Below are 26928 nucleotides of genomic sequence, written 5' to 3' on the forward strand. Positions count from 1 at the left end.
ATGGCCAGGATACTGATCGCCGATGACGACCTGCTGATACTCACCCTGCTGCAGGAAATACTCGATGACGCCGGCCATGAGGCCATCAGCGTCAGCACCGGCCTGGAAGTGGAAAAGATCCTTGCCCAACAGCCCGTGGACCTGCTCCTGACCGATATCTTCATGCCCGACCGGGAGGGCATAGAGACCATCATGCTCACCCGCAAGGCCTACCCCGACCTGCCCATACTCGCCATGTCGAGCAACAGCGACTACCTGCGCATGGCCAACAAGCTCGGTGCCGACGCCATCCTCGCCAAACCGGTCAACGAAGACGAACTGCTGCAACTGCTCGACCGCCTGCTCAAGCCCTAATCCTGGAGCCAGAGCCGAGCACACAGAGAAAACCCTAGAGGTAGTCTTTGTAGCGCTGATCTTCACCGAGTATGTGCTGGCTGAGCCAGTCGCTCAGGTAGTCCAAAACCCGTGGGCCAAGCGGTCGCCTGCCATAGGTGAGGTATTCGTCGCGTAGTTTGGCCACCCAGGTAACAAATGCCTGGTGAATCTGCTTGTGCCCATCAAGCTGCGGGTAGCCGACGCGCTCCATCAGGCGCTCCTCGTAATCGAAGTGAAAGGCCGCGTAACTGGCCAGCTCGTCGATGATCATCAATACCGCGTTGTGGTTACGCAGGCTTTCCGCGCTGGCCAGCTGGTTGATGGTGTCGATCAGGATCGAATGCTGCTCGTCGATGTGCAGATCACCCACGCTGAAGGCATCCCGCCATTGCACGATGGAGACCTGCTCGCGTTCTTCAAGGAAGGCAATGAAGGCCTCGACCACATCGGGATCGAACTGACTGCCGCACCGTTTGTGGAGCAGATCGACAGCGCGCTCCTGCTCCCAGGGGGCCTTGTAGGGGCGGCGCGAGGTCAGGGCATCGAACACATCGGCGACGGCGCAGATCTTTCCGGACAGGGGGATGTCGTCACCGGCCAGGCCCTGGGGATAGCCTGTGCCATCGAACCATTCGTGGTGGCTCAGGGCGATCTCCGCGCCCAGGTCGAGATAGGCGCTTTGCCCCATTGCCAGACTTGCCTGCCTGAGCAGATGGGCACCATCCGCGGCATGTCGCATCATGATTTCGCGCTCGTCCTTGGTAAGCGCGCCGTTCTTCAGCAGGATGCGGTCGGGTGTGGCTATCTTGCCCACGTCGTGCAGAATCGAGGCGGTGCCGACCTGCTCAATAAACTCCTCGTCGAGGGCCGGATAGCGGCCACTGGCCAGCAGTTTGCGCGCGGTCTGGCCGACCAACCGGGCCACCCGCAGCACATGGACGCCGGTGTCGGTATCGCGGTGCTCGGCGAAATTGGCCATGGCCGTCACCGTGGCCTTGGCATTGCGCTGCAACATCATGCGCGCCCTGCGTGCCTCGGTGACATCGAGATAGGTGAGGATGATGCCGCCGCTGGGCAGCGGCGTGCCCTTCACCAACAGGGCCTTTCCGTTGGGGCGCACGCGCTCGAAGGCGAATGCCTCGCGCTGGACGAGCGCATGCAGGCGTTCGTCAAGAAAGCCCTGCTGATCATCGATGAAGAACTCACCACGGGCGATCAGGTGATTCAACAGGTCACGATAGGGGCGGCCGATGTAGTCCGTCGCCTGTGGCAGATCGAGCAGACGCCGGTAAGCGGCGTTGCATCCGTCGATGCGCAATTCCCAATCGAGTGACAGCAGGCCCTGATCCATGGCATCCATGGCCTCGGCGGGGAGTTTGGCCTGTGGCTGATAACTCGCGCCATCATACAGGCCGGCCTGGGTAGGGAGAGGGTCATGCCCTTGTGGTTCGGTCAATGTCGTCATCTCGGCTTGGCTCCAAGATAAATTGATTGGAGATACTATGGGTTCTGGGGCGGGGTGCCTATCGGATTTGCGCAAAAATGCAGGGATATGGCGGCGTCTGAGCCTGCCAGGGTTTCGGAGGGGCGTTCGCCGAACAGGCGTTGGTAGTCGCGGGCGAATTCGCCCAGGTGAAAGAAGCCCCAGCGGGTCGCCACCTGGGTCACTCGGGTATCGGTGCTGGCGGTGTTTTGCAGGGCGCTGCGTACCCTGTTCAGGCGCAGGGTGCGCAGATAGACCATCGGCGTCATCTGCATTACCTCGTGGAAGGCGTACTGCAGGGTACGGGCCGAGCAGCCGGTGTGGGCGCAGAGTTCGACCATGCTGGGTATCTGTTCTGCCTGCAGGCTGGCGTCGATAAAATCCCTCGCCCGCTTGACCCGATGCACGGCTCTTTGGCGTGCCCTGTACTTTAGGCTATCGCAATTGAGCACCTCGGTGGCCTGGTTAAGGGCGAGGGCTATAGAGTCGAGAAGCAGGGATTGGGTCCGCGCAGAGAGGCCTGCATTGACCTCAGGGTTGAACAGGCCGAGCAGGCCCTTGACCAATCTTCCGGTCTCAGGGGTGTTGAACCCATGCAACCCCCGCAGGGGCCGTTCCCAAAAGCGGGGACTGAGGGTGCGTACAGCGGCCAATAACCGGTCCTGCTCCAGGCAGATATAAAGGGTTTCGACCTGGGCAGGCACCAGGATATCGAATTCGGTTTGCTCAGGCAGCAGGAAGGTGAGTGGCTCCGGATCTAAAAAGTGCGAGAAGCGCTTGAGTGGATCCGATCCCAAGGCAAAAGAGATGGTGCAGGTATTCTTCGGCAGTATGCCGGTCTTGTGGATTAGCCGGTTTTGCCGTTCGTGCACCAGGCGCGTGCGCCCGGCACCGTAGTGGGTACAGTGCCCTTGATAGGCACCGGCACCCAGTTGATGCACCTCTAATTCAAGCCAGGATTGAAGCTGGGCTTGCGCATGGGCATGGGTGAGCACCTGTGTCTCAGGTGCCGATGCTTCGGCCCCGGATTCGGGACGATAGGGGGCGGACATCTCAGGGCCATTGGTGTCTATCATGTGGTTCAGGATAGCCTATGGTTTTATGCGAGAAAACGGTGGCTGCTGTCTTTTATCCCGACCTGGGGTGAGTATGGGCGAGGTCTGGCTGTGAGATACGAGCTCGCTTGTTACATCAGCGCCTGGCGGATGGCTGCCAGGCGGCCCTGATGGATGCGCTGCTTGATCTGCTCGCCGCGCAGCCCGGCCATGTCGATGCTGGCCGGATCGAACCCCTGGGCGGCGCTCAGGGCGCGGCGAAAACGCTCGGCCTGGGGGTAGGGGGCCTGCTCGAAGCCCAGGCGGCCACGGCTGTCGGCCTCGCAAGCGATGAGGATTTGCTCGAAGCGCTGCGGGCGGCGCAGGGCATCGCACTGTTCCAGTACGCGCAGGAAGGTGTCGGGGCGCAGTTCATCGGCCTTGTGGATGTGGCCGTGGAAGCGTGCGGTGAGCAGGGCCAGGTCACGGTATTCGGTGGGTACCCGCAGGCGCTGGCACAGGGCTGAGACCAGGGTCGCGCTGCGCTCTTCGTGGCCGTGATGGGCGGGCAGAATCTCTGCCGAGGTCAGGCCCTTGCCCAGATCGTGACAGAGGGCGGCGAAGCGGGTGCGGGGGTCTGCATCCAGCAGCGCGGCCTGTTCCAGCACCAGCAGGCTGTGGATGCCGCAGTCGATCTCCGGGTGGTATTTTTCCGGCTGGGGCACGCCAAACAGCCGATCCAGCTCGGGCAGTATGACCTTGAGCGCGCCGCACTGGCGCAGGACCTCGATGAAGCGTGGCGGATGGCCCTCGCCCAGGGCCTTGACCAGTTCCTGCCAGACCCGCTCCGGCACTAGATGATCCAGCTCGCCCGCGGCCACCATTTGACGCATCAGTTCACGGGTTTCCTCGGCGACGCTAAAGCCCAGATGGGCGTAACGGGCGGCAAAGCGGGCAATGCGCAGCACTCGCACCGGGTCCTCGGCAAAGGCGGGGGAGACGTGGCGCAACAGCCGGGCCTGCAGATCGGCCTGACCGCCGAAGGGGTCGATGATCTCGCCGGAGGCGGTCTCGGCCATGGCGTTGATGGTCAGATCGCGCCGCTGCAGGTCCTGCTCCAGGGTCACATCCGGCGCGGCATGGACGACAAAACCGCGATAGCCCGGCGCGCTCTTGCGCTCGGTGCGTGCCAGGGCATATTCCTCATGGCTCTGGGGGTGCAGAAATACGGGAAAGTCCTTGCCCACCGGCTTGTAGCCCAAGACCAGCATCTGTTCGACACTGGCACCCACCACCAGCCAATCGCGCTCGCTCACCGGCCGACCGAGCAGGCGGTCGCGCACCGCGCCGCCGACCAGATAGATCTTCACAGGGGTTCAGTCCTCGCCCGGGCGCTGGGATCTTTTGCCGATCAGCTCGATGGGATAGCCATCAGGGTCGGCAAAAAAGGCGATGATGGTCTGACCGGCATTCATCGGCCCGGCCTCACGCAGGACCTTGGTGCCAGCGGCCTTCATCCGCTCGGCGGCGGCATAGACGTCATCCACCTCCAGGGCGATATGGCCAAAGGCATTGCCCAGCTCGTAGCCATCGACGCCCCAGTTGTAGGTCAGCTCGATCACCGTGTTGTCCGCCTCATCGCCATAGCCGACAAAGGCGAGGGTGAACTGGCCCTCGGGGTACTCCTTGCGGCGCAGCTCGCGCATGCCCAGCACCTGGGTGTAGAAGTGGATGGAGCGATACAGATCGCCGACGCGCAGCATGGTGTGCAGTATTCTCATGGTCTTCTCCGGGTGGTGGTAATGAAAAGTCCGCCAATGAACGCATTTGAGGACGCAGAGATCGCGGAGAAGCGCAGAGAGCGCAGAGTCTGTATTGCTACTTGCCAATCCATTGGACTGAACCATTTATCTCTGCGACCTCCGCGCTCCTTTGCGTGCTCTGCGTCCTTATACAAGGATTCCAGCTTGGCATTATACCCGCGCGAGTGCAGAATCTGTGCCTTTCCCCAGCCACTCCAGCGAACATCAGGCAGGCTCCCTTGACTCGACCGGCAAAGGCCAAGACCGCCACTCTACCGAACATTTTGCACACGGCCCGGCTGTTTTTGCCGCTGTCTCTGCTGGGAGGCGGTCTGCTGTTGTGCATCAGCTCGGGGTTGTTTGGCCCGCTGCTGCCGGGGCAGTCCTTCATCGCCTGGCTGTTGGTGATTGCCGCCCTGGGGCTGGCCGGGTTGCGGCTGCACCGCTATCTGTTTCTGCCCCTGCTGGAGATGCAAAACGCCCTCTATCACTTCAACCTGGGCGAGCCTGGGGTGCGGGTAGGGGATGGCCGTAGCGGGGTGCTGCACGGCATGGCCACCGACATCAACAGCATGATCGAGGAGCTGGCCGACCTGTACGACGACATGGACAACCGGGTGGCGGCCCAGACCAAGCGCCTGGCGCAGAAGACCGCCTCGCTGAAGATCCTCTACGATGTGGCCAACAGCATCAATCAGGCGGATAACCTGGACGACCTGCTGGTGCGTTTTCTGCGCATTCTCAAAAGCATGGTCAATGCCCGCGCCGCCACCATCCGCCTGCGTACGCCGCAGGGGCAGATGCGCCTTGTGGCCTGCCTGGGCATGGACGATCAGGTACAGCGTGAGCGTGACCTGCTGCCCATCCGTCTGTGTCGTTGTGGTGATACCCTGACCCCGGCGGATATCCTTTGTCAACACGACCCGGAGCACTGTAGCCTGGCTCAGGACAGGCCCATGTTCGGCAACGACGAAATCGAGGCGATTGAGGTGCCTTTGCCCTACCATGAGGATCTCATGGGTTATTACCGCCTTTATGTGCCGCGCTTTGGCCTGCGCGAGCGGGAGGACGAGATGGAGCTGCTCAAGGCCATAGGCCGTCACCTGGGCATGGCCGTGGCCAAGCAGCGTTCCGATTCCGAGGCCAGGCGCCTGACCATTATCGAAGAGCGCACCAGCCTGGCCCATGAGCTGCACGACTCCCTGGCCCAGACCCTGGCCAGCCTGCGCTTTCAGGTACGCATGTTGCGCGATACCCTACAGGGCGGTGGTGATGCCAGGCAGGCCATTGACGAGGTGGGGCGCATCAGCAACGGCCTGGACGAGGCCCATGACGAACTGCGCGAGCTGCTCAACAGCTTTCGCGCCCCGATGGACGAGCGGGGCCTGAAACCAGCGCTGGAGAAGCTGATTGGCCGTTTTCGCCAGGAGACCGGCCTGCTGGTGCTGCTGCAACTGGAGGGGCAGCAACCACTGCTGTCCAGTAATGAAGAAATGCAATTATTGCGAATTATTCAGGAATCCCTGGCCAATATCCGTAAACATGCACAGGCCCACACGGTGCGCGTCTTGTTGCGTTGCAGTCGTGCAGGTGACTATGCCCTGCTGGTGGAGGATGATGGCCTGGGCTTCGACAACGCTCAGCGCATCGGCCGTCCAGGGGAGCACATCGGCCTGTCCATCCTGGAAGAACGCGCCCACCGGCTCAACGGTGAGCTGCGTATCGACAGCGAGCCGGGGGAGGGCACTCGGGTGGAGCTGAGCTTTACCCCGAAACGGAAGTTGCAATGAACCCTTTGGAACTGATGAAAAGTTTGAAGGGTGAAGGGTGAAGCTTGAAGTGATGTTGCCCTCGGCTGTTTTCACATTTCAAACTTCCCGAAGGGGTAGGTTGGCCGCTAACTCCATGCAAATCAACTGGAAACAGCCATGCGCCTGTTATTGATCGATGACCACGCCCTGTTTCGCATGGGGCTTAGGGAGCTGCTGCAGCGGCGCAATCTGCAGGTGCTCGACGCCGTGGGCAGCGGCGAGCAGGGCCTGGAGGTGCTGCGCCATGAGACCCCGGACGTGGTGCTGTTGGACATGCGCATGCCCGATCTCAGCGGCCTGGACATCCTCAAGCGGCTGAAGCAGGAATACCCCAAGCTGCCGGTGGTTATGCTCACCACCAGCCGTGACGAGCGGGATCTGATCGACAGCCTGCAGCAGGGTGCCCAGGGCTATCTGCTCAAGGACATGGAGCCGGATGAGCTGATCAATGCCCTGATGCGCATTGTCCAGCGGGGCGAGACGGTGGTGGCACCGGAGTTGACCGCCGTACTGGCCAAGGCGGTGCAAGGTGGCGAAAATAGCGCGCCGGGCAGCGACCTGATGGATGCCTTCGCCAACCTCACCCCGCGCGAGCGGGAGATCCTCTGCCACCTGGCCGACGGTCAGAGCAACAAGCTGATCGCCCGTAACCTGGGTATCTCCGATGGCACGGTGAAGCTGCACGTCAAGGCCATATTGCGCAAGCTGGAGGTCCACTCGCGGGTAGAGGCGGCGGTGATGGCGGTGGAAAAGAACCTCTGCGACCGGGTGGTGGATTGAGCATACTTGATCTGAAAAGAGCATTTAGCCACGGAGCCACAGAGTACACAGTGAAAAATCAATGAGTTGCAGTGTGAATATCCAATACCCTACTGGCTTGCTGAGCTTGGGACGCTACCCATTGAAAACCCTCTGTGGCTTAATTGCTGAATTTAGGCCTATCGCTGACCGCTGATGGCTGACGGCTGATTATTGAGAGCAACACCAGATGAAACGCTTTTTGCAACTGATCCGCGAATGTCTCACCGATGTGCGCGAACTCATGCCCTGGGACCTGGAAGAGCGCATCCAGGCCAACCCGGACCTGTTGATCCTGGACGTGCGCGAGCCCGATGAGTTCGCCGCCATGCACATCGAGGGCTCCATCAACATCCCCCGTGGCGTGCTCGAATCCGCCTGTGAGTGGGACTATGAAGAGACAGAGCCCGAGCTGGTGCGCGCCCGCCAGCGGGAGATCGTCGTCGTCTGCCGCTCCGGTTACCGCAGCGCCCTGGCGGCGCACAGCTTGCAGGTGCTCGGTTATAAAGATGTCACCTCGCTGCAGACCGGCCTGCGCGGCTGGAAGGACTACGAGCAGCCCCTGCGCGACCAGCACGGCGAGGACGTGGACTTGGATGACGCCGATGACTACTTCACCCCCAAGCTGCGCGACGAGCAGAAACGCCCGGCGGATTGGCAGGATTAAACCCATCGATGGGGCGCAAAGGACGCAGAGGACTCATAAGGACGCAGAGGACGCAAAGGAGCGCAGAGGACGCAGAGAAGCATGAGGCAGAAGTAGCCCGGATGGAGTGCAGCGGAATCCGGGGTTGCCGCTGGCGGAGTTCTAAAAGAACGGACGCAGAGGACGCAAAGGAGCGCAGAGGACGCAGAGAAGAATGAGGAAGAAGTAGCCCGGATGGAGTGCAACGGAATCCGGGGTTGCCGTTGGCGGAGTTCTAAGAGAATGGACGCAGAGGACGCAAAGGAGCGCAGAGGACGCAGAGAAGAATGAGGCAGAAGTAGCCCGGATGGAGTGCAGCGGAATCCGGGGTTGCCGCTGGCGGAGTTCTAAGAGAATGGACGCAGAGGACGCAAAGGAGCGCAGAGGACGCAGAGAAGAATGAGGCAGAAGTAGCCCGGATGGAGTGCAACGGAATCCGGGGTTGCCGCTGGCGGAGTTCTAAGAGAATGGACGCAGAGGACGCAGAGAGTTAAAAGTCGCAAATCCTCAGGTCAGGTAAAACAAATCGGTCCCGATCGGCATCCGCCGTCGCGCCACCTCTTTTTGATATTTTGATCAGCATTTCACTGGAAGGAACTAATCCATTGCAACCCAATAAAAGGCCGAACGTAAGTGCTCAGGCCATTAGGCCCCTCACCCCTTTGAATAAACGACTGTAGGGAGGCGTCAGGTGGAACAGTTGTGGAAACCATCTCAGCCCTTGGCGACCGGTTATTGCCCCTAAGCAAAGGGGGTTTGATGGGTAGAGAATTGACCTCCCCCTTTGCAAAAGGGGGATTGAGGGGGATTCTGGCTGAAGAAATCCCCCCTACCCCCTTTGCAAAGGGGGGAATTAGATGCTCTGTCCTTAGAGATGAGAGTGGGCGAATAATTAGGGTCAAACCTAAAATCGGCGTAATCTGCGGTTTATAAAATGAAAATTCTTAAATTCCTGCGCCCCCTGCTGATCCTGGCCCTGGCCGGGGGGCTGGGCTTTTTCATCATCAAGGGCAAGCCCACGCCCAAGCCGGTGGAGGTCAAGGAAAAGGCCTGGCCGGTGCGGGTGCAGCTGGCCGAGCCCGCCACCCTGGCGCCGACCCTGACCCTCTATGGCCGCATCGAATCCCTCTGGTCCAGCCAGCTCACCGCCGGCATTGCCGCCGATGTGCTGCAGGTGGCGGTGCTGGAGGGTGACGAGGTGGCCAAGGGCGACCTGCTGCTGCAACTGGACGAGCGCGATGCCCGCCTGCTGCTGGCCCAGCGCGAGGCCGAGCTGGCCGAGGCGCGGGCGCGGATTCGCTCCGCCGAGAGCCGCCATCAATCCAATCAGGAGAATCTGCCCCGCGAGCAGCAGCTCTATGCCCTGACCGAGAAAGAGGTACAGCGCCTGCAAGACCTGGCCGAGCAGCAGATGGCGGCGCAATCGGCCCTGGACAAGGCGATCCAGGACCTGCAGCGCCAGGCCATCAACCTGCGTGGCCGGGAGCAGGCGATCAGTGAGTTCGAGGCCACCCGCGCCGAGCTGGAGGCGCGCCTGAGCCGCGCCCAGGCCCTGCGTGATCAGGCCCAGCTGGAGCTGGAGCGTTGCCGTGTCAGCGCCCCCTTTGCCGGGCGCATCGCCAAGGTGCTGGTCTCCCCCGGCAAGCGGGTGCGTCTGGGTGATCCCCTAGTGGAGTTGTATGACCTGGAGGCCATGGTGGTGCGCGCCCAGCTGCCCAGCCGCCATATCGCCCAGATCAAACAGGCCCTGGACCGGGGTCAGCGGCTGCAAATCAGCGGCGAGGTGGATGGCCAGCCCCTGCGGGCGCGGCTGCTGCGCATCGCCGGTGAGGTATCCAGCGCCAGCGGCGGGGTCGAGGCCCTGTTCGCCATCGATCAGGGCGAGCAGTTCCAGCAAGGGCGCTTCGTGCGCATCGACCTGGGCCTGCCCGAGCGGCACAACCTCCTGGCCGTGCCCGCCGAGGCCATCTACGGCACCGATCGTCTCTATCGCCTGGCGGCCGAACAGCGCCTGCAACCGGTACAGGCGCGCCGGGTCGGCGAGCGCCGTCTGGCCAACGGCCTGACCCAGGTGCTGATCGAGTCCGAGCAGATCCAGCCCGGCGACATGCTGGTGACCACCCAGCTGCCCAACGCGGTGGAGGGCCTGCTGGTGGCCCCAAGCGATGCCGAGGGCAATCCCCTGGTGCAGATCCGCAGCTCCGAGAAGGCCGAGTGATGCAGCCGATGAATCACCAAAACGATTCCATCGGCCTGTTCGCCCAGCACCCGGTAGCGGCCAATCTGCTCATGGTGATCATGCTGCTGTCCGGCGCTTGGGCCCTGAGCCAGCTCAATACCCAGTTCTTCCCCAATTTCGAGGTAGAAATGGTCAGCGTGCGCACCCTCTGGCCCGGCGCCAGCGCCGAGGACGTGGAGCGCTCCATCACCATCCCCCTGGAGCAGGCCCTGCGCTCGGTGGATGGCCTGGACAAGATGAGCTCCACCTCCAGCGAGGGGGTCAGCCTGATTAGCCTGGAGTTCCCCGAGGGCAGCGACATGGCCAGCGCCACCAGCCGCGCCGAGGAGCTGGTGAAGACGGTGCGCAACCTGCCGGACGACGCCGAGGATACCGAGGTCAGCCACATGTTGCGCTATGAGCCGGTGGCGCGTCTGCTGGTACACGGCGGCAACGACATCCGCGAGCTGCGCCCGCTGGCGCGCCGCTTTGAGCGCGAACTGCTCGCCCGGGGCATCGCCAAGGTGGAACTCAACGGCCTGCCCGAGGAAGAGATGGCCATCCAGCTGTCCAGCGCCAGCCTGCACGACCTGGGCCTGTCCCTGGGCCGGGTGGCCGAGGTCATAGCTGCCGGGTCCGAGGACGCCCCGGCCGGCATCCTGGGCCGGGATGACGTGGGCCGCGATATGCGCAGCCTGGGCCAGCGCCGCAGCGAGCAGGAGTTCGAACAACTGCCCCTGCTGGCGGACCAGCAGGGCCGACTGGTGCGCCTGGGCGATGTCGCCCAGCTGGAGCGGCGGCCCAGGCCCAATCAGGCCAGCCTGAGCTTTCAGGGTGAACCGGCGGTGGAGCTGCAGGTGCAGCGCTCGGCCAGCGCCGATTCCCTGGAGTCGGCCCGCATCATGGAGCAATGGCTGCGGGAGACACGGCCGGTGCTGCCGCCGGGGATCGAGATTGTCGTCTATGACGAGAGCTGGCAGCTGATCGCCGATCGCATCAACCTGCTGCTGAAGAACGGCTTGGGCGGCCTGGTGCTGGTGGTGGCCATCCTGTTTCTGTTCCTCAATGGCCGGGTCGCCTTCTGGGTCACCCTGGGCATCCCCATCTCCTTCATGGCCACCCTGGCCATCGTCTGGCTGGTCGGCGGCAGCATCAATATGATCTCCCTGTTCGCCCTGATCATGGCCCTGGGCATCATCGTCGATGACGCCATCGTGGTGGGCGAGGACGCCCTGACCCACTATCAGACCGGCGAACATTCCCTGCAGGCCGCCGAGGGCGGTGCGCGGCGCATGCTCGCCCCGGTGCTGTCCTCCTCCCTCACCACCATCGCCGCCTTCATCCCGCTGATGGCCATCAGCGGCGTGATCGGCAAGATCCTGTTTGCCATCCCCATGGTGGTGATCTGCGTCATCCTCGCCTCCCTGGTGGAGAGCTTCTATGTGCTGCCCGGACACCTGCGCGGCAGTTTTCACAAGATGCGCCATGCCAAGGCCAGCGGCCTGCGGCGGCGTCTGGAAGACGGCTTCAACCGCTTTCGCGACGGCGCCTTCCGCCCCCTGGTCAGCGCGGCGGTGCGCAACCCCGGCACCACACTGGCCTCGGCCCTGGCCTGCTTCGTGCTGGCCTTCTCCCTGCTGCTGGGCGGGCGCATCGGCTTTACCTTCTTCCCCAGCGTCGAGGGCAACATGGTCACCGCTAATCTCACCTTTGTCGCCGGTACGCCGCCACAGCGGGTGGCGGACTTTGTCAGCGAGGTGGAAAAGGCCCTGTACGAGACCGATCGCCACTTCGGCGGCGGTCTGGTGCGGGTGGCCCAGGTGGCCAATGGCCAGGCCTTTTTCAACGCCATCTCCAGCCAGAACGGCGAGCAATTCGCTTCGGTGGTGGTGGAGCTGATCCCCTCCGACCAGCGCGAGGTGCGCAACGAGCAGTTTCTCAAGCACTGGGAGGGCCGCTTTAGGCGCCCGCCGGGGCTGGAGAACATGACTCTGACCTCGCGCAAGGGCGGTCCCCAGGCCCGTGACCTAGAGGTCAAGCTCACCGGCGCCAGCCCCGATGTGCTCAAGGCGGCGGCCCTGGAGCTGAGCGAGAGCCTGCGCGCCATCGCCGGGGTGCACGGTCTGGAGGACGACATGCCCTATGGCCGCCAGCAGCTGATCTTCGCCCTCAACCCCCTGGGCGAGGCCCTGGGCCTGACCCTGGCCGAGGTGGGCCGACAGTTGCGCGGCGCCCTGGATGGCCATTTGGTGCAGATCTTCACCGAGCAGGAGGAGGAGATCGAGGTGCGGGTGATGCTGCCAGACGCCGAGCGCCATCGCCTGGTCACCCTGGAGAATATCAATCTGACCCTGCCCCAGGGCGAAACAGTGCCCCTGCCCTCGGTGCTGGAGCTGAAGGAGCAGCGCGGCTTCAAGGCCCTGCGCCATGTGGATGGTCAGCTGGCGGTGACCCTCTACGCCGACGTGGACCGCAGCCAGAACAACGCCAACCGCATCCGCGAGCAGATCGGCCAGACCCTGCTGCCGGAACTGACGAGCCGCTATGGCATCAGCTGGGAGTTCTCAGGCGGCGCCGAGGATCAGCGCGAGACCGCCGCCGACATGAAACGCGGCGCCCTGTTCGCTCTGGCCATGATCTACATCGTCCTGGCTTGGGTATTCGGCTCCTACGGCTGGCCGCTGGTGGTGATGTCGGTGATTCCCTTCGGCATCGTCGGCGCCCTGGTGGGCCACTGGGCCATGGGCATAGAGCTGACCATTCTGTCCCTATTCGGCCTGTTTGGCCTGTCCGGCATAGTGGTCAACGACTCTATCATTCTGGTGGTGTTCTACAAGGAACTGCGCCAGCAGGGCATGGCGGTGCAAGAGGCGGTGATCGAGGCCGCCTGCCGCCGCCTGCGCGCCGTGCTGCTCACCTCACTGACCACCATCGCCGGGCTCACCCCGCTGCTGTTCGAGACCTCGCTGCAGGCCCAGTTCCTCATCCCCATGGCCACCTCCATCGCCTTCGGTCTGGCCTTCGCCACCTTTCTCATCCTGCTCATGGTGCCGGTTCTGCTCAATGCCCTGGAGCGGGCCAAGCAGCGGCTGAACCCCAGCCCAGCCGAGGCACTGGCAGAGGGGGCACAGTAAACCCCAGCGGCGGGCCTTGCCCGCCGCCAAGCCACCTGTAATGGGCCTGTGCTTTGCCACGGGCCGACCTAGCCGTTTGGCTGATCTTTGTGGGTAATCAGGTTGATTTTTCTCTGTGCGCTCTGTGGCTCTGTGGCTAAATGCCTTTTTAAGATTTATTGATCATTGGTTCAGGACTTAAATCATGCAATCCAGCAACACCCTCTGGCACCACGCCAGCGTCACCCGCGAGCGGCGCGAGGAACAGAACGGCCACCGCTCGGTGGTGCTCTGGTTCACCGGCCTGTCCGGCTCGGGCAAATCCACCCTGGCCCATGCGGTGGAAGAACAGCTCCATCAGCGCCGCTGTCGGACCATGGTGCTGGACGGCGACAATGTCCGCCACGGCCTGTGCGGCGATCTGGGCTTCAGCGATGACGACCGGCGCGAAAACCTGCGTCGCATCGGCGAGATGGCCAAGCTGTTCGTCGAGGCCGGGGTGATCACCCTGACCGCCTTCATCTCCCCCTTCCGCGCCGAGCGGCGGCGGGTGCGCGGCCTCATGCCCCACGGTGATTTTCTTGAAATTTTCTGCGATACCCCGCTGGCGATCTGCGAGCAGCGCGATGTCAAGGGCCTCTACGCCAAGGCCAGAGCCGGGGAGATACCCGAGTTCACCGGCATCAGCTCACCCTACGAGGCGCCGCAAAATCCCGAGCTGATCGTCGATACGGGCAGCTCCAGCCTGGAGCACTGTGTGGAGCAGATACTGGACTTCATGCAGCAACGGGGGGTGTTCGATGTCACTGCCCGGCCTTGAGTCCTTTGATCCCCTGTTGGCCGATATCCTGACTATCGCCCAGGAGGCCGGCGAGCGCATCCTGCAGGTCTATGGCCGCGAGGATTTCGGCGAGCGGCTGAAATCCGACAGCAGCCCCCTGACCGAGGCCGATCTGGCCGCCCATCGCCACATAGTGCAGCGCCTGCAGTCCCTGACCCCCGGTTGGCCGATACTGTCCGAAGAATCCGCCGCCATCCCCTGGCCCGAGCGCCAAGCCTGGCAGCGCTACTGGCTGGTGGACCCACTGGATGGCACCAAGGAATTCATCAAGCGCAACGGCGAGTTCAGCGTCAACATCGCCCTGATCGACAACCACCGGCCGATCCTCGGCGTGGTCCATGCGCCGGTGCTCAACAGCAGCTGGCTGGGGCAGCCAGGGCAGGGCGCCATCAAGCAGACAGCCAGCGGGCTGGAACCCATCCGGGTACGGCCACGCCAGCCCGGCGAGCCCTGGCGCGTGGTCGGCAGCCGCTCCCACGCCGGTACCGGCATGGCCGCCTTCCTCGCCGAGCTGGGGGAGTACGAGCTGGTGCCCATGGGCAGCTCGATCAAGCTCTGCCTGGTGGCCGAGGGCAGCGCCCACCTCTACCCGCGCCTGGGCCTCACCTCAGAATGGGACACCGCAGCGGCCCAGGCCGTAGTAGAAGCCGCCGGCGGCGAGGTCATCACAGCCGACACCGGCAGCCCCCTGAACTACAACCGCAAAGACAGCCTGCTCAACCCCTTCTTCATCGCCCGCGCCGCAGGGTAAATGGGGCGGCCGCCGGACAATTAGGGGACAGACCACGTTTTTTAACCTTCAGCCAGCTACTGTGAGTTTCCCGTGCCTACAATCAGTATGTTCTATGGGATCATTGTCGCCTTGATCTACGAAGACAATAATCGCCATCACCTGCCACACTTTCATGTGCGTTATCAAGGTACTAATCCCGCACTGACGGCCACTGTATAGCCGCGTGCAAGACACGCAGCATGCGCACCATATCGCCGGTCACGTCATAGACCAGAACGTAATTTTGATGCGCGACCAGTTCACGCGTTCCGGCAATGCGACCCGGCCGGCCAAGGTTGGGGTGATCTACCAAGCGGCCAGCCTTCTCTTCAAACAGTTCATCGAGGGCCAGCGCTGCGGCCGGGTTGTCAGCCTCGATGTAGTCATAGATTTCGTCGCGGTCTTGTATCGCCTCTGGCGTCCAGAAAAGTTCCCTCATTTGGAGGCGTCAATCCGGCGGTGTGTTGCGGCCCGCTTTGCCGCGAACTTGGCTTCTGCTTCGGCCGAGGGAATCAAGTTGCCGTTGTTGGCAGAATACAGGCCGATTTGCACCTGGCGACGGAACCAGGCGTCATGCTCGGCAGCATCTTCCTGATGTCGCACGTACTCGCGCATGAAGTCGCGTAGGAGTTGTGCGCCAGTACGGTCGCGTTCCTTCGCGGCTGTGGAGAATTGGCTTTTCAGCGCCTCATCGACCCGAAAGGTAAAAGTGACTTCGCTCATGGTGCTGCCCTCACGTGTTACATTGTAAGTGCATGATAGCACAGCGCCAAGTAAAGGAAAACTAAAGGACACCCAGTGCGCCGGGACAAGCTGGCGATCCAAATCCCGAAACCTGCTGGAACGGTTGATTCAGTTCGAAACCGATGTCCTGCGCTTCATGGTGGAACGCGACGTGCCCTTTACCAACAATCAGGGAGAACGGGATCTGCGCATGAGCAAAGTTCAGCAGAAGATCTCCGGCTGTTTCCGTTCAGAGCTTGGGGCAAGAATCTTTGCACGCATCCGCAGCTATCTGTCCACCTGCCAGAAAAATGGGGTATCTTCCGAACAGGCATTGCGGCTCCTCTACGAGGGGCGGTGGCCTGACTTCATGGGGATGACCCCTGAATAGTTACTGATGGATTTATCAGCGTAAGTGACGATATTTCCACTGAGGTCAAGAGTTTCATCGAAACAAGCCCCGGTGTGCTTAGCGTTGTGCTGAAAAACACCGCAGGTGACGGAGGGCACCTTGGGGCCTTCTTAACGGGAGACATAGTGGACATCTACTTCGCTGCGGCGGCCTTCACGGATGTGGCGGGTAATGCCTCAGCCGAAGTCACCTTGACTGGACAGCCGGATCCGATCATGGTTGCTTAACGGCATTTGCTGACCCCCTTGCCAAGGGGGAAAGCACTTCAAACCCCGCTTCTCAAAAGGAGGCGGGGTTTTTCTATGTCAGAAAGCAGTTTGAAGGACACCCACTTAGTTTCGACATAAATCCCATTATGCGCCATACTCCCCCCATGACACGCCCCCGCTCAAGCCTGATCTCCTTGTCCGATACCCCCTGGTATCACGTCGTCAACCGCTGTGTGCGCCGCGCCTTTCTTTGTGGCCAGGATGCCCTCAGCGGCAGGAGCTACGAACACCGGCGCGGCTGGATCGTCGAGCGCATCCAACAGCTGTCCGCCGTGTTTGCCGTGGACGTAGCCGCCTACGCGGTGATGAGCAACCACTACCACCTGGTGCTGCGGGTGGATGCCGAGCGGGTACAGGACTGGAGCCAGGACGAGGTGCTGAAACGCTGGACCCAGCTGTTTGAAGGGCCCTATCTGGTGCGCCAGGTGCTGGCAGGGCAGGGCGACGACCTGGACGAGGCCAGTTTGTTGCGGGTAGCGGAATACGCCGAGACCTATCGCCAGCGCCTGGCCGATATCTCCTGGTTCATGCGCATACTCAACGAAACCATCGCACGCAAGGCCAATGCCGAGGACGAGATCAAGGGCCGTTTCTGGGAAGGCCGCTTCAAAAGCCAGGCCCTGCTGGATCAACAGGCCGTGCTCAGCGCCATGGCCTACGTCGATCTCAACCCCATTCGCGCCCAGATGGCCGACACCCCGGAAGACTCTGCATTCACCTCCATCGCCGAGCGCCTGTCGCAACTGGCCGCGCCCAAGCGCCAGTATCGGCGCAAGGCCCAACCAGAGACACCTGCACCCGCACAAGAAACCCCCGCAGTGGCAAGCGGCCCGCCAGCATCATTAGCCCAGCCCAACACGTGGGGCGTCAAACTGCGCTGTGAACGCCAGTTGGCGCAGATTGCCCCGCAACCGCTGATGCCCTTCGACGCCACGGCCCGCCTCAAGGCCGCCATCCCCTTCAGCTTCGACGACTACCTGGAACTGGTGGAAAGCACGGGTCGTTGCCTCAGACCCGACAAGCGCGGCGCTATCAGCGAGAAGACCCCCCGCCTGCTCCAGCGCCTCAACATCGACCCCGAGCACTTCCTGACCTGCGCCAATCGTCTGATGACCGCCTTCGGCAGCGCCATCGGCGCCCCCGCGCACCTGACCCAGCTTTGTATCCAACGCCAAACCAAGTTCCTGCACGGTATTCGCACGGCAAGGGTGGTGTTCGAGCGAAAGACGGCCTAGACAGGCAATCATCGCCATAAAGACCAGTCGTTTTGTTTGCATTCCTGGCCTTTCCGCCGCTTCCCCGAACACGGGGGAGCTTGAACCTCTCTCGCCCCGTCGCCCACCAGGCTGCGTGGCTTTTGCTTGCTGTCTGGCCAGCACCGACTTTTGCTCGCGTTGTTTTATTCAGCCCTTTCTTCTACTATTTTCGAGTGATTTCAATCAATAGGCTATTGATAACTATGCGAAGGTTCAAATTTACCTCGTGGCAGGATGGAGATTTTTTTATCGGTTATCTCAACGAATATCCCGACTACCAGACGCAGGCCGTCACCAAAGAGGAACTCATCGAGAACCTCAAGGACTTGGTGATTGATTTCGAGTCCGGTCAGGTTCCATTCGTGCATAAGGTCGAAGAGCTGTTGGTTGCATGAAGCGACGCGATCTCATCCGTTTGCTCGAGCAAATGGGGTGTGTTCTTGTACCTAATGGCGGTCGCCATGACTGGTACACGAACCAGAAAACACGCTAATCCCAGCCTGTTCCCCGACACAGCGAAATTAACGAACATCTTGCGAAGTCCATTATCAAGAAGCTCGCCGACGATTGATCCCATTAACCAACAAATCAGGATTTCCTGTTCGACGAATGGCGGAGGAACAATCCATGAGCGAGTACTTTTTTCCGAAACTGGAGGCGGTTGAGGCTTTGGCACCTTATCGTCTGCGCACCATCTGGAGCACGGGTGAAGTGCTTGAGGTCGATGTTGGCGACATCCTGCGCAAGATCCCGGCGCTCGCCCTTGCTCTCGACCCCGAGGTTTTTGCACGGGTTCATATCGCCGAATGGGGCGGCAGCATCGAGTGGTTTGATACCGAATTCGGCGAAGACAACGTCTACGCTTGGGCAAAGGAACAAGCCGGCGAAGTGAGTCACGAGATGTTCGGTGACTGGATGCATCGTAACGATCTGTCGCTGACCACGGCTGCCGAAGCACTGGGTATTAGCCGCCGCATGGTGAGCTACTACCGCACCGCGCACAAGGCCATCCCGCGTTCCATCTGGCTGGCCTGCCTGGGCTGGGAAGCCACGCGCCCGAAGACGAAGACACTGCCTCGCACTTTGCCGACCGCCCGCGAGTACGCTGCTGCTCACGCTTGATAGCTGGATTGACGGTAGCGACGCACGCTGAATCTTCCAAGCAAAACCCCGATGGCAAAGGCCAGCAGGGACAAGCCCATCTCGAATCCTCAGGTTGGCAGAAAAGCGATGAGAATATGGGAGGCGGATTCTACAACGGAACGCCTGAAAAGCACTTGCTTATTGTAGCCTCAGGGCTACAATGACCCGATGTACGAATTGCGCCATTACATGGATCCCGAAGGGCATGATCTCTTTGCCGATTGGCTGGATCACCTTCGGGATCGAGTGGCTCAGGCACGCATTGCAGCGCGCTTGCTGCGGTTGCAGAACGGAAACTTCGGCGATTGCAAACCCGTTGGCTCAGGGGTATGGGAGCTGCGTGTGGATTGGGGGCCGGGTTACCGGGTTTACTACGCTATTGCCGGTAAGCGGGTGGTTCTGCTCTGCGAGGGTGGTGACAAGCGGACGCAATCGAAGGACATTGAACGCGCAGTCCAGCGCTGGAACGAATGGCAAACCAGGAGCAACCGATGAAAACTTGCGCCAAGCACGATGATTGGCTGATGTGCCAACTCGCAGATGTCGAATTTGCCGCAGAGTACCTGAATGCGGCAAGCGAGGACGAGGATCCAGCAAGCTATCTGGCGGCACTGAGGAAGGTTGTCGAGGCTCGGGGCGGGATGGCCTTCGTGGCCGAAAAAACCAACTTGTCGCGTGAAACCCTCTATCGAACCCTGTCGAGTCGGGGCAACCCAACGATCCGAACGCTCAACGCGGTGCTTAAGGCAACGGGATTGAGGTTTGGTGTTTCAGCAAACGCGAGCTGAAAACAATCGCCTTCGAAGCCGAGACTGCCGGCTGGCTGCCAGTGGGGTGCCTGGCCTATATGTGCGTGATAGATTCGGATGCATGGGTGATTAAGGTGGTCGGGGTGGCTCGGGACAGGCGTGGTCTATTGTTGGTGGCGTAGTAATGCCAAATGCTAGCGAGTCTCCGTCAAGTATCGGCGCATGGCCCAGCCAGAAACACCTGCACACGGGCAAGACCCCCCCCGCAGCGGCAAGCGGCTCGCCAGCATCATCAGCCCAGCCCGGCCCATGGGGCATCAAACTGCGCTGTGAACGCCAACTGGCCCAGATTGCGCCGCAATCGCTGATGCCCTTCGACGCCACGGCCCGCCTCAAGGCCGCCATCCCCTTCGGCTTCGATGACTACCTGGAACTGGTGGAAAGCACAGGGCGTTGTCTCAGACCGGACAGGCGAGGCGCTATCAGCGAGAAGACCCCCCGCCTGCTCCAGCGCCTCAACATCGACCCCGAGCACTTCCTGACCTGCGCCAATCGTCTGATGACCGCCTTCGGCAGCGCCATTGGCACCCCTGCGCACCTGACCCAGCTTTGTGTCCAACGCCAAACCAAGTTCCTGCACGGGATGCGAGCGGCCAGGACTGTGTTTGAGCAGAAGGCGGCTTGAAGAGGCAACTCCAGCGGTCAAAGACTTCGCCAATCCGGCTATAGCCGCTACAATGGTCATAGATGCCCCTTGTCCAGGACCAACGAATGCCCAGTTTCAACACCCCAGCCCCCACCTTTGACGATGTCTGGCGAATGATCCAGGAACTGGTCATGGCGCAGAAGGAGAGCCAGAAAGAGGCCGACCGGCGCATAAAGGAGACAGAACGCCTGATGAAGGAGAGCCAGAAAGAAACCAGCAAACAAATCAAGGCACTAGCCAAGCAGTTAGGCGAGCATGGCAACCGCCTGGGTCAGTTTGTCCAAGAAATGGTGCGCCCAGCCGTGGTGGATTTATTTCAAGATCGCAAGATTCCGGTGCATCAAGTCCACCCCAACATTGTCGCCTATGACGACAACCGACAGTTTGTCATGGAGGTCGATTTGCTGGTGGTGAACACAGATACAGCCGTAGCCGTGGAATGCAAATCCCGCCTGACCTATGAAGACGTGGACGAACACCTGGCCCGAATGGCCAAGTTCAAGTCCTGTTTCCCCCAGTTCTCAGCCCACATCTTGTTTGGTGCCGTGGCTGCCATGGTCTTACCCGATGATGTAGGCCATTATGCTCGCAACAAGGGCCTGTTTGTGCTGGCCCAATCCGGTGAAGCCGTAGAGATACGCAACGAAGATGGGTTTGATCCGAAGGCTTGGTAAGGCCCGGCTGATGCCGCCCAAGCACCACTAATACATTCCCTCTAATCTATCTCCAAGATCCGCTACGGCGGGTTTTTTATTGCTTCAGCCCCAAGGGGCTTCTTCTCCGACTTTGTTCCTTCGGTCCTCCTCTTTGACCTGCCTTTTGACGCATCAATAATAGGGGACAGACCGTTCGCCGTGATCGGCGATATATCCAGCGGGTTAAAGTCCCGTGAAAGGAGTCGTCCGTACGCCTTTTTAGCACCGGGGACACCGGGGACATTACCGGGGACATTAAGGGACAGATCCGTTTAATTTCTGCCAAGTCCCCTGACACTCAATCCACCGCGCACGCAACAACCCGAAACCCCCGTTACTCAAAAGGCTGCGGGGGTTTTTCCGTCTACAGCGCCGTCTCGCCAGCGCCGACTTTTTTGCTAAGCGAGTTGTTGGCATAAGCCGTCTCACGGTATAAGATATGCAGAAATCTGCATTTACTAAAAGCTTGACTGTAAGGGGTTCAACATGAGAACGACACTGGATATTGACGATGGATTGCTGACGCAGGCCAAGTCGTTTGCCGCCAGGGAGCACACCAGCCTGACGCGCCTGATCGAGGAAGGCCTATCGTTGCGCTTGCGTGCGGCACAAACCGTACGGCCGGATGCGCACCACCTGGTGTTGCCGGTCTATGCCGGCCGTGGAGGTTTGCAGCCATCGGTACGCGATACCTTGAGTCAGCGTGCCCTGCTCGACGCGGCCGATGAATCAGGCCCGGCTCGATGACGCCCGATGTCAATGTAGTGGTGGCGGCTTCCCGTCAGGATCATCCGCACCACGCAGTGGCGCATGCTTGGCTGAAGACGGCGCTTATCAATAGCGGTGCCAAGCTGCCATTAGCGATCTTGCCGATGGTGGCCTCTGGTTTTTTGCGCTTGGTGACGCATCCCAAGGTATTCCAGGAACCAACACCGCTTACGGCAGCACAGGCATTTTTGCGTGCCATTCTGGATTCGCCGGGAGTTTATTTGCCTTCCTTGGGCGACGAGTGGCCAGAGGTTGAGCGATTGTGCGCGCAACATGATCTCACGGGTAATGCGATTCCCGATGCTTGGATTGTAGCGGCGGCTCACCACCATCACTTGCATCTGGTCACCTTCGATAAAGGCTTTCGTCGGCTACTGAAGCCGAGCTTGGTGACGGTATTGAAGGTTTGACGTTCCTGACCAAGCTGGGGCAGGCGGTGGCGATGCTGCGGCCTTTGGCTCAAGCCTTTTCGGCTCCGGTGTTGGTGGTGACCGATAGTTGGTTCGGCAATCAGGGGTTGTACCGCCCCTTGGACGCGACTGAGGATTCGTTCGATCTGCTTGCGTATTCCGCCCCATCGTGACCGCCCATTCCGTTTGAACGTGACCGCCGATTCCGGCGCAACGTGACCGGTGATTCCGATTGATCGTGACCGATTCCGGGTCTGTTTCCGGAATCCGCGGTCACGTGTCTGGAATCACCGGTCACGATCCCGGAATGCCCATCCAACCCACTGGAATTCTTCGACTTTAACCGGCATAACCGCGTCCTTTTGCTTACCCGGAGGACGCCATGCCTGCAACGAGGATTCCCATGAAGAAAATCATCGACGTCTTACGCCTCAAGTACGAGGCTCAACTCAGCCACGAGAAGATCGGTCGCGCCTGCGGCCTGTCCAAGGGGGCCGTCAGCAAGTACGTCAGCCTGGCCCAGGCCAAAGGGATCAGTTGGCCGCTGCCTGACGGGGTGGACGAAGCGCGCCTGGAGGCCCTGCTGTACCCGCCCCGTGAGGCGCCTGCCTCGCGTGCCGAGCCGGATTACTTCCAGATCCACCAGGAGCTCAAGCGCAAGGGCGTGACCCTGCAACTGCTGTGGGCCGAGTATGCCGCTGTGCATGAGGATCGGGCCTACGGCTACAGCCAATACTGCCACCGCTACCGCCAATGGCGAGACCGGCAGAAGTGCAGCATGCGCCAACTGCACCGAGCCGGCGAGAAGGCCTTCATCGACTACTGCGGCCCGACGGTGGATATCGTCGACCGCCACAGCGGTGAGGTCCGTTCGGCGCAGATCTTCGTCGGCGTGCTCGGGGCGTCCAGCTATACCTACGCCGAGGCGACCTACACCCAGTCCCTGCCGGACTGGATCGCGTCCCACCAGCGCATGCTGCGGTTCTTCGGTGGCGTGCCCGACCTGCTGGTGCCCGACAACCTCAAGGCGGCGGTGACCCAGGCCTGTCGCTATACGCCGACGATCAACGCCACCTACGCCGAGATGGCCGCCCACTATCGGACCGCCGTCTTGCCGGCACGGCCCTATAAGCCGAAAGACAAGGCCAAGGCCGAGGTGGCGGTGCAGGTGGTGGAACGCTGGATTCTGGCGCGCCTGCGCCATCACACCTTCTTCTCCCTGGCCGAGCTGAATCAGGCCATCGCCGAGTTGCTGCCCCCGCTCAACGAACGGCCGTTCCAGGGCCGTGAGGAGAGCCGCCGGGACCTGTTCGAGGCGATCGACCGGCCGGCGCTCAAACCGCTGCCCCAGGACGATTACGTCTATGCCGAGTGGCGCAAGGCCAAGCCGGGCATCGACTACCACGTCGAAGTGGACAAGCGCCTCTACAGCGTCCCCCACAGCCTGGTTGGTCAGACCCTGGACCTGCGCCTGACCGCCACCACGCTGGAGGTGCTGCACAAGGGCCGGCGGGTCGCCGCTCACCCACGTCACGGCCGAGGCCGCTACAGCACGCTCACCGAGCACATGCCCAAGTCCCATCAGGCCCATCGGGACTGGTCGCCGGGACGGTTCTTGAACTGGGCCCGTGACATCGGCCCCTGCACGGCGCAGGTGATCCAGCAGCAACTGGAGGGCCGCCCTCATCCCGAGCACGGCTACCGCGCCTGCCTCGGGCTGTTGCTCCTGGGGCGACGCTACGACCGGACGCGGCTGGAGCAGGCCTGTGAGCGCGCCCTGGCGATCCGCTCGGTCACCTATCCGAGCGTGGCATCCATTCTCAAGCAAGGCCTGGATCGGCAACCCCAGGAGGCCGATGAGCCTGAGGCCGAGCTACCCGAACACGCCAATCTGCGCGGCGCCGATTACTACCACTGAGGAGTCTTTCATGTTGAACCAACAGACCACCGAACACCTGCGCGCCCTCAAGCTGACCGGCATGCTGGATGCCCTGGAACAGCAACGGGAGCAACCCGAAACCCACGATCTGGCCTTCGAGGAGCGCCTGGCGCTCTTGGTGGAGCGGGAGGTGCTGCACCGGGAGAACCGGCGCCTGGGGCGCCTGCTCAAGGCCGCCAAGTTGCGTATCCACGCCTGTGTCGAGGACATCGACTACCGCCATCCCCGCGGCTTGGAGAAGGCCCGCCTGGCGGCGCTGGCGAGCTGTGACTGGGTCCGCCAGGCCCATAACCTCTGCATCACCGGTCCCACCGGCTGTGGCAAGACCTGGCTGGCCTGTGCCTTGGGCAATCAGGCGTGTCGGCACGGCTTGGCGGTGCGCTACCTGCGCCTGCCCACGCTGTTCGAACAGCTACGCATCGCCCACGGCGACGGCTCCTACCCGCGTCTGATGAACCAGCTGCTGAAGATGGATCTGCTGATCCTGGATGACTGGGGCATCCAGAAGGTGACGGCCGCCCAACGGCACGACCTGATGGAGGTGATCGAGGACCGCCACGGCCGACGCTCCACGTTGATCGCCAGTCAGCTACCCGTCGAACACTGGCATGATCTCATCGGCGAGGCGACGCTGGCAGACGCCATTCTCGACCGCCTTTTGCACGGTGCCCATCGGCTCCCACTGCGCGGCGAGTCGATGCGGAAAATGACCGCCGAGTTGACGGATCGTGACCGGTCAGCGTAAAAAACCCACACCAGTGCGGGACCGATGAGCCAGTCGGTCACGATCACCGGAATCAACGGTCATCTTCGGCGGAATGCGCACTGCTCTCGCGGTTACGCAGCAATGCGGTGCTGTACGCGCGTCCGGCACCGGGGCAAGCGACAGGTCGAGGGCGGCCCCGGCGCTATGGTGCGAAGCTGGGCTCGGTGTCGGAACTGGCCCGGCGGTTGCGCGATCAGGCGACTCCTCTGAAGGTGTTTCTCTACGGCCGCCACCGGGAGGTGCTGGCGGTTGAGACGGTGGTGATGCACCGGCGCCTCAAGTGCCCGGTGCGGGTGGTCTGGGTGTTTCGCCAAACCCGCTTTGTGGCCTTCTTCAGTACGGATTTGCGCCTGAGCCCGGAACAGATCATTGAATACTACGGGGCCCGCTGGAAGATCGAGTCGGGGTTCAAGGAGATCAAGCAGGAGCTGGGCAGCACGAGTTGTCAGGCTCGCACGGCTGATGCGGTGACCAATCATTTGCAGTTTTGCCTGATGGCCGCTACGCTGACATGGATTTACGCGGATCGGATCGTTCCCGATCCACAGCGCCGCCATGTGGTTAAGGGGCGCGCCAGTTTTGCCTTTTCCGATGTGCGCCGATTGATCGCCGATGCCGCACTGGACCCGGATTTCATGCGACTTTGGCCCGGTGAGCGCAAAGCGCCGAAAAATGGATTCGCCGCCCTGTTGCTACGGCTTGTGGCATGAGGCTGGCAGGGTTCAAAAGCGCGAAACTTCAGTTGCATTATTGATGTGCTTGAAATTCCATGTCAATAAAAAATCAACGTTCTGAATAGTTGCTATGGCAATATGTAAAGCATCTTCGATACTTGTTCTTGGAACAGCATTTCTTAAATTCAAAGATATTCTATTACTGTACCAATCCCCGAACTCTTCCTTTATAAGTTTCTTGATCTTTGATTCCTGAGTGTTTTGATAGTTGATAGACTTTTTGTTTATGTAGGCAAGAAAAAGATCTGACAAAAAAGTTTCGAATGCCACATATTAATTGTTGCATAAGTAATGGCAGTATATAATTGGCTGCATGAGCACACAGATCGAAATACGTGAACAGCGCCGTAGGGAGGTGGTCGAGGCCATCGTGTTGAGGCAAGAGCCTGTGCATTTAGTGCAGCGAATTTACAATGTGCCGGAACGCTCCGTGTTTAACTGGCTGTCTCTGTATCGCAGTGGTGGCTGGGATGCGTTACGTGAGGGAGCGCGCAGTGGCCGTCCGCGCAAACTGTCAACGGAAGACATGCGCTGGGTCTATTACGCGGTAACCCTGGGAAACCCGCAGCAGTACCAGTTCGATTTCTGCCTGTGGACACTCAATGCCTTACGGACGCTGATCGAAAAGGAACGCAAGGTCAAACTGAGCAAGAGCGCCGTCAGTCGTCTGCTGAGGCATTTGGGCCTCAGCCCGCAGCGCCCCATCTACAAGTCCTACCAGCAAGACCCGCGCAAGATCGACCGCTACCTCAAGGAAACCTTTCCCGAGGCCGTGGCACAGGCGCAGCGCCTTGGCGCGGCCATCTTCTTCGTGGATGAGGCTGCAGTGCGCAGTGATGCCCATCGCGGCCTGACCTGGGGCAAGATCGGCCAAACGCCCGTGGTGAAGAACAGCGGTGGCCGCTTTGGTCTGAAGGTGATCAGCGCGGTCTCGCCTCGCGGCGACATGCGTTTCAGCTTTATCGAAGACAAAATGAACTCGACGAAATTTATCGCCTTCCTGAAAAAGCTGCACCGTGATGCCGGCCAGCCGATCTTGGTCATTACCGACAATGCCCGCTATCACCACAGCAAGGAAACGCAGCGATTCATCGCTGAACAGGAGGGCAAGATACTGCTGGCTTTCCTGCCCGCATATTCCCCGGAGCTCAATCCCGATGAGCAGGTGTGGAACCATGCCAAGCGACGCTTGAGCCAACTTTCAATATTCAACCTGCGCGATATGAAGCGGCACCTGACGTCCATACTGCGCTCTATCCAGAAGCAGGGCTCGCTCATTCGCAGTTTCTTCAGAATGGACAGCACCCGGTATATATTGGAAGCCTTGGGATAAACTGCCAATACTTTTGCAACGATTAATATGAATTCAGGAACACCAATTCAGAAAGTGTTGTGAGGTTCTTTTGTTCATGAGGGCTACCGGCAA

At 61.0% G+C, this 26928-nt stretch carries 29 protein-coding genes and 2 pseudogenes; 25 read left to right on the forward strand and 6 right to left on the reverse strand.

What is annotated here, in order from left to right; all coding sequences use genetic code 11:
* On the forward strand, window positions 1-354 hold the full coding sequence (locus D5125_11190; protein QFY90004.1) for a response regulator: 354 nt from the start codon (window positions 1-3) through the stop codon (window positions 352-354).
* A 34-nt stretch (window positions 355-388) separates the two neighbouring features.
* Here the strand turns inward: D5125_11190 and D5125_11195 are convergent, their stop codons facing one another.
* From D5125_11195 to gloA, 4 genes are all read right to left on the reverse strand, one after another.
* Window positions 389-1840: a bacteriohemerythrin gene (locus D5125_11195; protein ID QFY90005.1), complete on the reverse strand. Its 1452-nt coding sequence runs from the start codon at window positions 1838-1840 to the stop codon at window positions 389-391.
* A 35-nt stretch (window positions 1841-1875) separates the two neighbouring features.
* A complete protein-coding gene (locus D5125_11200; GenBank protein QFY90006.1) occupies window positions 1876-2934 on the reverse strand; it encodes a helix-turn-helix domain-containing protein in 1059 nt (352 codons plus the stop codon).
* Window positions 2935-3044: 110 nt separating this feature from the next.
* Window positions 3045-4262: a multifunctional CCA addition/repair protein gene (locus tag D5125_11205; protein QFY90007.1), complete on the reverse strand. Its 1218-nt coding sequence runs from the start codon at window positions 4260-4262 to the stop codon at window positions 3045-3047.
* Window positions 4263-4268: 6 nt separating this feature from the next.
* Window positions 4269-4673, reverse strand: coding sequence for a lactoylglutathione lyase (gene gloA / locus D5125_11210; protein ID QFY90008.1), 405 nt, complete (start codon window positions 4671-4673; stop codon window positions 4269-4271).
* A gap of 491 nt (window positions 4674-5164) precedes the next feature.
* Here gloA and D5125_11215 point away from each other — a divergent pair, with 491 nt between their 5' ends.
* The 8 genes from D5125_11215 to D5125_11250 all read left to right on the forward strand — a co-directional run bounded on the left by D5125_11215 (window position 5165) and on the right by D5125_11250 (window position 15112).
* Window positions 5165-6484: a histidine kinase gene (locus D5125_11215; protein ID QFY91135.1), complete on the forward strand. Its 1320-nt coding sequence runs from the start codon at window positions 5165-5167 to the stop codon at window positions 6482-6484.
* Window positions 6485-6622: 138 nt separating this feature from the next.
* On the forward strand, window positions 6623-7285 hold the full coding sequence (locus D5125_11220; GenBank protein ID QFY90009.1) for a response regulator transcription factor: 663 nt from the start codon (window positions 6623-6625) through the stop codon (window positions 7283-7285).
* Window positions 7286-7493: 208 nt separating this feature from the next.
* Window positions 7494-7970 (forward strand): rhodanese-like domain-containing protein, encoded by a 477-nt coding sequence (locus D5125_11225; protein ID QFY90010.1) that lies wholly within the window; start codon window positions 7494-7496, stop codon window positions 7968-7970.
* A gap of 952 nt (window positions 7971-8922) precedes the next feature.
* Complete coding sequence (locus D5125_11230; GenBank protein QFY90011.1) at window positions 8923-10206, forward strand: HlyD family efflux transporter periplasmic adaptor subunit; 1284 nt, start codon at window positions 8923-8925, stop codon at window positions 10204-10206.
* 8 nt (window positions 10207-10214) lie between these two features.
* Window positions 10215-13340 (forward strand): efflux RND transporter permease subunit, encoded by a 3126-nt coding sequence (locus tag D5125_11235; protein QFY91136.1) that lies wholly within the window; start codon window positions 10215-10217, stop codon window positions 13338-13340.
* A gap of 184 nt (window positions 13341-13524) precedes the next feature.
* On the forward strand, window positions 13525-14139 hold the full coding sequence (cysC, locus tag D5125_11240) for an adenylyl-sulfate kinase (protein QFY90012.1): 615 nt from the start codon (window positions 13525-13527) through the stop codon (window positions 14137-14139).
* The gene (gene cysQ / locus D5125_11245) at window positions 14120-14911 is read left to right on the forward strand and encodes a 3'(2'),5'-bisphosphate nucleotidase CysQ (GenBank protein QFY90013.1); all 792 of its coding nucleotides are present in this window, start codon (window positions 14120-14122) and stop codon (window positions 14909-14911) included. Before cysC ends, cysQ begins: the two co-directional genes overlap by 20 nt.
* A 72-nt stretch (window positions 14912-14983) precedes the next feature.
* Entirely contained in the window at window positions 14984-15112 is a 129-nt protein-coding gene (locus D5125_11250) for a DUF4160 domain-containing protein (protein QFY90014.1), read from the forward strand.
* On the opposite strand, the gene D5125_11255 is transcribed toward D5125_11250, so the two are convergent.
* Together D5125_11255 and D5125_11260 are read right to left on the reverse strand one after the other, a co-directional pair.
* Complete coding sequence (locus tag D5125_11255; protein QFY90015.1) at window positions 15084-15371, reverse strand: type II toxin-antitoxin system RelE/ParE family toxin; 288 nt, start codon at window positions 15369-15371, stop codon at window positions 15084-15086. The two genes, D5125_11250 and D5125_11255, sit on opposite strands and share 29 nt — an antisense overlap.
* Window positions 15368-15655 carry a hypothetical protein gene (locus tag D5125_11260; GenBank protein QFY90016.1) on the reverse strand — a complete coding sequence of 96 codons (288 nt, stop codon included), beginning with the start codon at window positions 15653-15655 and terminating at the stop codon, window positions 15368-15370. Before D5125_11260 ends, D5125_11255 begins: the two co-directional genes overlap by 4 nt.
* Window positions 15656-15749: 94 nt before the next feature.
* Here D5125_11260 and D5125_11265 point away from each other — a divergent pair.
* From D5125_11265 to D5125_11335, 16 genes and pseudogenes are all read left to right on the forward strand, one after another.
* Window positions 15750-16046: pseudogene (locus D5125_11265) on the forward strand (transposase).
* A 394-nt stretch (window positions 16047-16440) separates the two neighbouring features.
* Window positions 16441-17571 carry a transposase gene (locus D5125_11270; protein ID QFY91137.1) on the forward strand — a complete coding sequence of 377 codons (1131 nt, stop codon included), beginning with the start codon at window positions 16441-16443 and terminating at the stop codon, window positions 17569-17571.
* A gap of 224 nt (window positions 17572-17795) precedes the next feature.
* On the forward strand, window positions 17796-17987 hold the full coding sequence (locus D5125_11275; protein ID QFY90017.1) for a type II toxin-antitoxin system HicB family antitoxin: 192 nt from the start codon (window positions 17796-17798) through the stop codon (window positions 17985-17987).
* Window positions 17984-18163, forward strand: a pseudogene (locus D5125_11280) (type II toxin-antitoxin system HicA family toxin). The gene D5125_11275 and the pseudogene D5125_11280 overlap by 4 nt, the downstream one beginning before the upstream one ends.
* 56 nt (window positions 18164-18219) lie before the next feature.
* Window positions 18220-18714 carry a DUF2442 domain-containing protein gene (locus D5125_11285; GenBank protein ID QFY91138.1) on the forward strand — a complete coding sequence of 165 codons (495 nt, stop codon included), beginning with the start codon at window positions 18220-18222 and terminating at the stop codon, window positions 18712-18714.
* A 189-nt stretch (window positions 18715-18903) separates the two neighbouring features.
* Entirely contained in the window at window positions 18904-19230 is a 327-nt protein-coding gene (locus D5125_11290) for a type II toxin-antitoxin system RelE/ParE family toxin (protein ID QFY90018.1), read from the forward strand.
* Complete coding sequence (locus D5125_11295) at window positions 19227-19523, forward strand: putative addiction module antidote protein (protein ID QFY90019.1); 297 nt, start codon at window positions 19227-19229, stop codon at window positions 19521-19523. Before D5125_11290 ends, D5125_11295 begins: the two co-directional genes overlap by 4 nt.
* Before the next feature lie 328 nt (window positions 19524-19851).
* Complete coding sequence (locus D5125_11300) at window positions 19852-20169, forward strand: hypothetical protein (protein QFY90020.1); 318 nt, start codon at window positions 19852-19854, stop codon at window positions 20167-20169.
* 134 nt (window positions 20170-20303) lie between these two features.
* Complete coding sequence (locus D5125_11305; GenBank protein ID QFY91139.1) at window positions 20304-20864, forward strand: DUF3782 domain-containing protein; 561 nt, start codon at window positions 20304-20306, stop codon at window positions 20862-20864.
* A 507-nt stretch (window positions 20865-21371) separates the two neighbouring features.
* Window positions 21372-21632 (forward strand): DUF2191 domain-containing protein, encoded by a 261-nt coding sequence (locus D5125_11310; protein QFY90021.1) that lies wholly within the window; start codon window positions 21372-21374, stop codon window positions 21630-21632.
* Window positions 21629-22063: a PIN domain-containing protein gene (locus tag D5125_11315; protein ID QFY90022.1), complete on the forward strand. Its 435-nt coding sequence runs from the start codon at window positions 21629-21631 to the stop codon at window positions 22061-22063. Before D5125_11310 ends, D5125_11315 begins: the two co-directional genes overlap by 4 nt.
* On the forward strand, window positions 22060-22236 hold the full coding sequence (locus D5125_17095; GenBank protein ID QPB72247.1) for a hypothetical protein: 177 nt from the start codon (window positions 22060-22062) through the stop codon (window positions 22234-22236). Before D5125_11315 ends, D5125_17095 begins: the two co-directional genes overlap by 4 nt.
* A 209-nt stretch (window positions 22237-22445) precedes the next feature.
* Complete coding sequence (locus D5125_11320; protein QFY90023.2) at window positions 22446-23981, forward strand: IS21 family transposase; 1536 nt, start codon at window positions 22446-22448, stop codon at window positions 23979-23981.
* Between the two features lie 10 nt (window positions 23982-23991).
* A complete protein-coding gene (locus D5125_11325; protein QFY90024.1) occupies window positions 23992-24747 on the forward strand; it encodes an ATP-binding protein in 756 nt (251 codons plus the stop codon).
* A 107-nt stretch (window positions 24748-24854) separates the two neighbouring features.
* Window positions 24855-25478, forward strand: coding sequence for a transposase (locus D5125_11330; GenBank protein ID QFY90025.2), 624 nt, complete (start codon window positions 24855-24857; stop codon window positions 25476-25478).
* Window positions 25479-25815: 337 nt separating this feature from the next.
* Window positions 25816-26835, forward strand: a complete 1020-nt coding sequence (locus tag D5125_11335) for an IS630 family transposase (GenBank protein QFY90026.1) — start codon at window positions 25816-25818, stop codon at window positions 26833-26835.
* Window positions 26836-26928: the final 93 nt, after the last annotated feature.

The organism is gamma proteobacterium SS-5 (assembly GCA_009497875.2).
Classification (GTDB): Bacteria; Pseudomonadota; Gammaproteobacteria; order Chromatiales; family Chromatiaceae; genus Magnetovirga; species Magnetovirga frankeli.

What these genes read in the sequence shown, in the direction of transcription:
- D5125_11190 (QFY90004.1), top strand. Translation starts at nt 1, where the DNA reads ATGGCCAGGATACTGATCGCCGATGACGACCTGCTGATACTCACCCTG.
- D5125_11195 (QFY90005.1), bottom strand. Translation starts at nt 1,840, where the DNA reads ATGACGACATTGACCGAACCACAAGGGCATGACCCTCTCCCTACCCAG.
- D5125_11200 (QFY90006.1), bottom strand. Translation starts at nt 2,934, where the DNA reads ATGATAGACACCAATGGCCCTGAGATGTCCGCCCCCTATCGTCCCGAA.
- gloA (QFY90008.1), bottom strand. Translation starts at nt 4,673, where the DNA reads ATGAGAATACTGCACACCATGCTGCGCGTCGGCGATCTGTATCGCTCC.
- D5125_11215 (QFY91135.1), top strand. Translation starts at nt 5,165, where the DNA reads ATGCAAAACGCCCTCTATCACTTCAACCTGGGCGAGCCTGGGGTGCGG.
- D5125_11220 (QFY90009.1), top strand. Translation starts at nt 6,623, where the DNA reads ATGCGCCTGTTATTGATCGATGACCACGCCCTGTTTCGCATGGGGCTT.
- D5125_11225 (QFY90010.1), top strand. Translation starts at nt 7,494, where the DNA reads ATGAAACGCTTTTTGCAACTGATCCGCGAATGTCTCACCGATGTGCGC.
- D5125_11230 (QFY90011.1), top strand. Translation starts at nt 8,923, where the DNA reads ATGAAAATTCTTAAATTCCTGCGCCCCCTGCTGATCCTGGCCCTGGCC.
- D5125_11235 (QFY91136.1), top strand. Translation starts at nt 10,215, where the DNA reads ATGAATCACCAAAACGATTCCATCGGCCTGTTCGCCCAGCACCCGGTA.
- cysC (QFY90012.1), top strand. Translation starts at nt 13,525, where the DNA reads ATGCAATCCAGCAACACCCTCTGGCACCACGCCAGCGTCACCCGCGAG.
- cysQ (QFY90013.1), top strand. Translation starts at nt 14,120, where the DNA reads ATGTCACTGCCCGGCCTTGAGTCCTTTGATCCCCTGTTGGCCGATATC.
- D5125_11255 (QFY90015.1), bottom strand. Translation starts at nt 15,371, where the DNA reads ATGAGGGAACTTTTCTGGACGCCAGAGGCGATACAAGACCGCGACGAA.
- D5125_11260 (QFY90016.1), bottom strand. Translation starts at nt 15,655, where the DNA reads ATGAGCGAAGTCACTTTTACCTTTCGGGTCGATGAGGCGCTGAAAAGC.
- D5125_11270 (QFY91137.1), top strand. Translation starts at nt 16,441, where the DNA reads ATGACACGCCCCCGCTCAAGCCTGATCTCCTTGTCCGATACCCCCTGG.
- D5125_11275 (QFY90017.1), top strand. Translation starts at nt 17,796, where the DNA reads ATGCGAAGGTTCAAATTTACCTCGTGGCAGGATGGAGATTTTTTTATC.
- D5125_11285 (QFY91138.1), top strand. Translation starts at nt 18,220, where the DNA reads ATGAGCGAGTACTTTTTTCCGAAACTGGAGGCGGTTGAGGCTTTGGCA.
- D5125_11290 (QFY90018.1), top strand. Translation starts at nt 18,904, where the DNA reads ATGTACGAATTGCGCCATTACATGGATCCCGAAGGGCATGATCTCTTT.
- D5125_11295 (QFY90019.1), top strand. Translation starts at nt 19,227, where the DNA reads ATGAAAACTTGCGCCAAGCACGATGATTGGCTGATGTGCCAACTCGCA.
- D5125_11300 (QFY90020.1), top strand. Translation starts at nt 19,852, where the DNA reads ATGCCCTTCGACGCCACGGCCCGCCTCAAGGCCGCCATCCCCTTCGGC.
- D5125_11305 (QFY91139.1), top strand. Translation starts at nt 20,304, where the DNA reads ATGATCCAGGAACTGGTCATGGCGCAGAAGGAGAGCCAGAAAGAGGCC.
- D5125_11310 (QFY90021.1), top strand. Translation starts at nt 21,372, where the DNA reads ATGAGAACGACACTGGATATTGACGATGGATTGCTGACGCAGGCCAAG.
- D5125_11315 (QFY90022.1), top strand. Translation starts at nt 21,629, where the DNA reads ATGACGCCCGATGTCAATGTAGTGGTGGCGGCTTCCCGTCAGGATCAT.
- D5125_11320 (QFY90023.2), top strand. Translation starts at nt 22,446, where the DNA reads ATGCCTGCAACGAGGATTCCCATGAAGAAAATCATCGACGTCTTACGC.
- D5125_11325 (QFY90024.1), top strand. Translation starts at nt 23,992, where the DNA reads ATGTTGAACCAACAGACCACCGAACACCTGCGCGCCCTCAAGCTGACC.
- D5125_11335 (QFY90026.1), top strand. Translation starts at nt 25,816, where the DNA reads ATGAGCACACAGATCGAAATACGTGAACAGCGCCGTAGGGAGGTGGTC.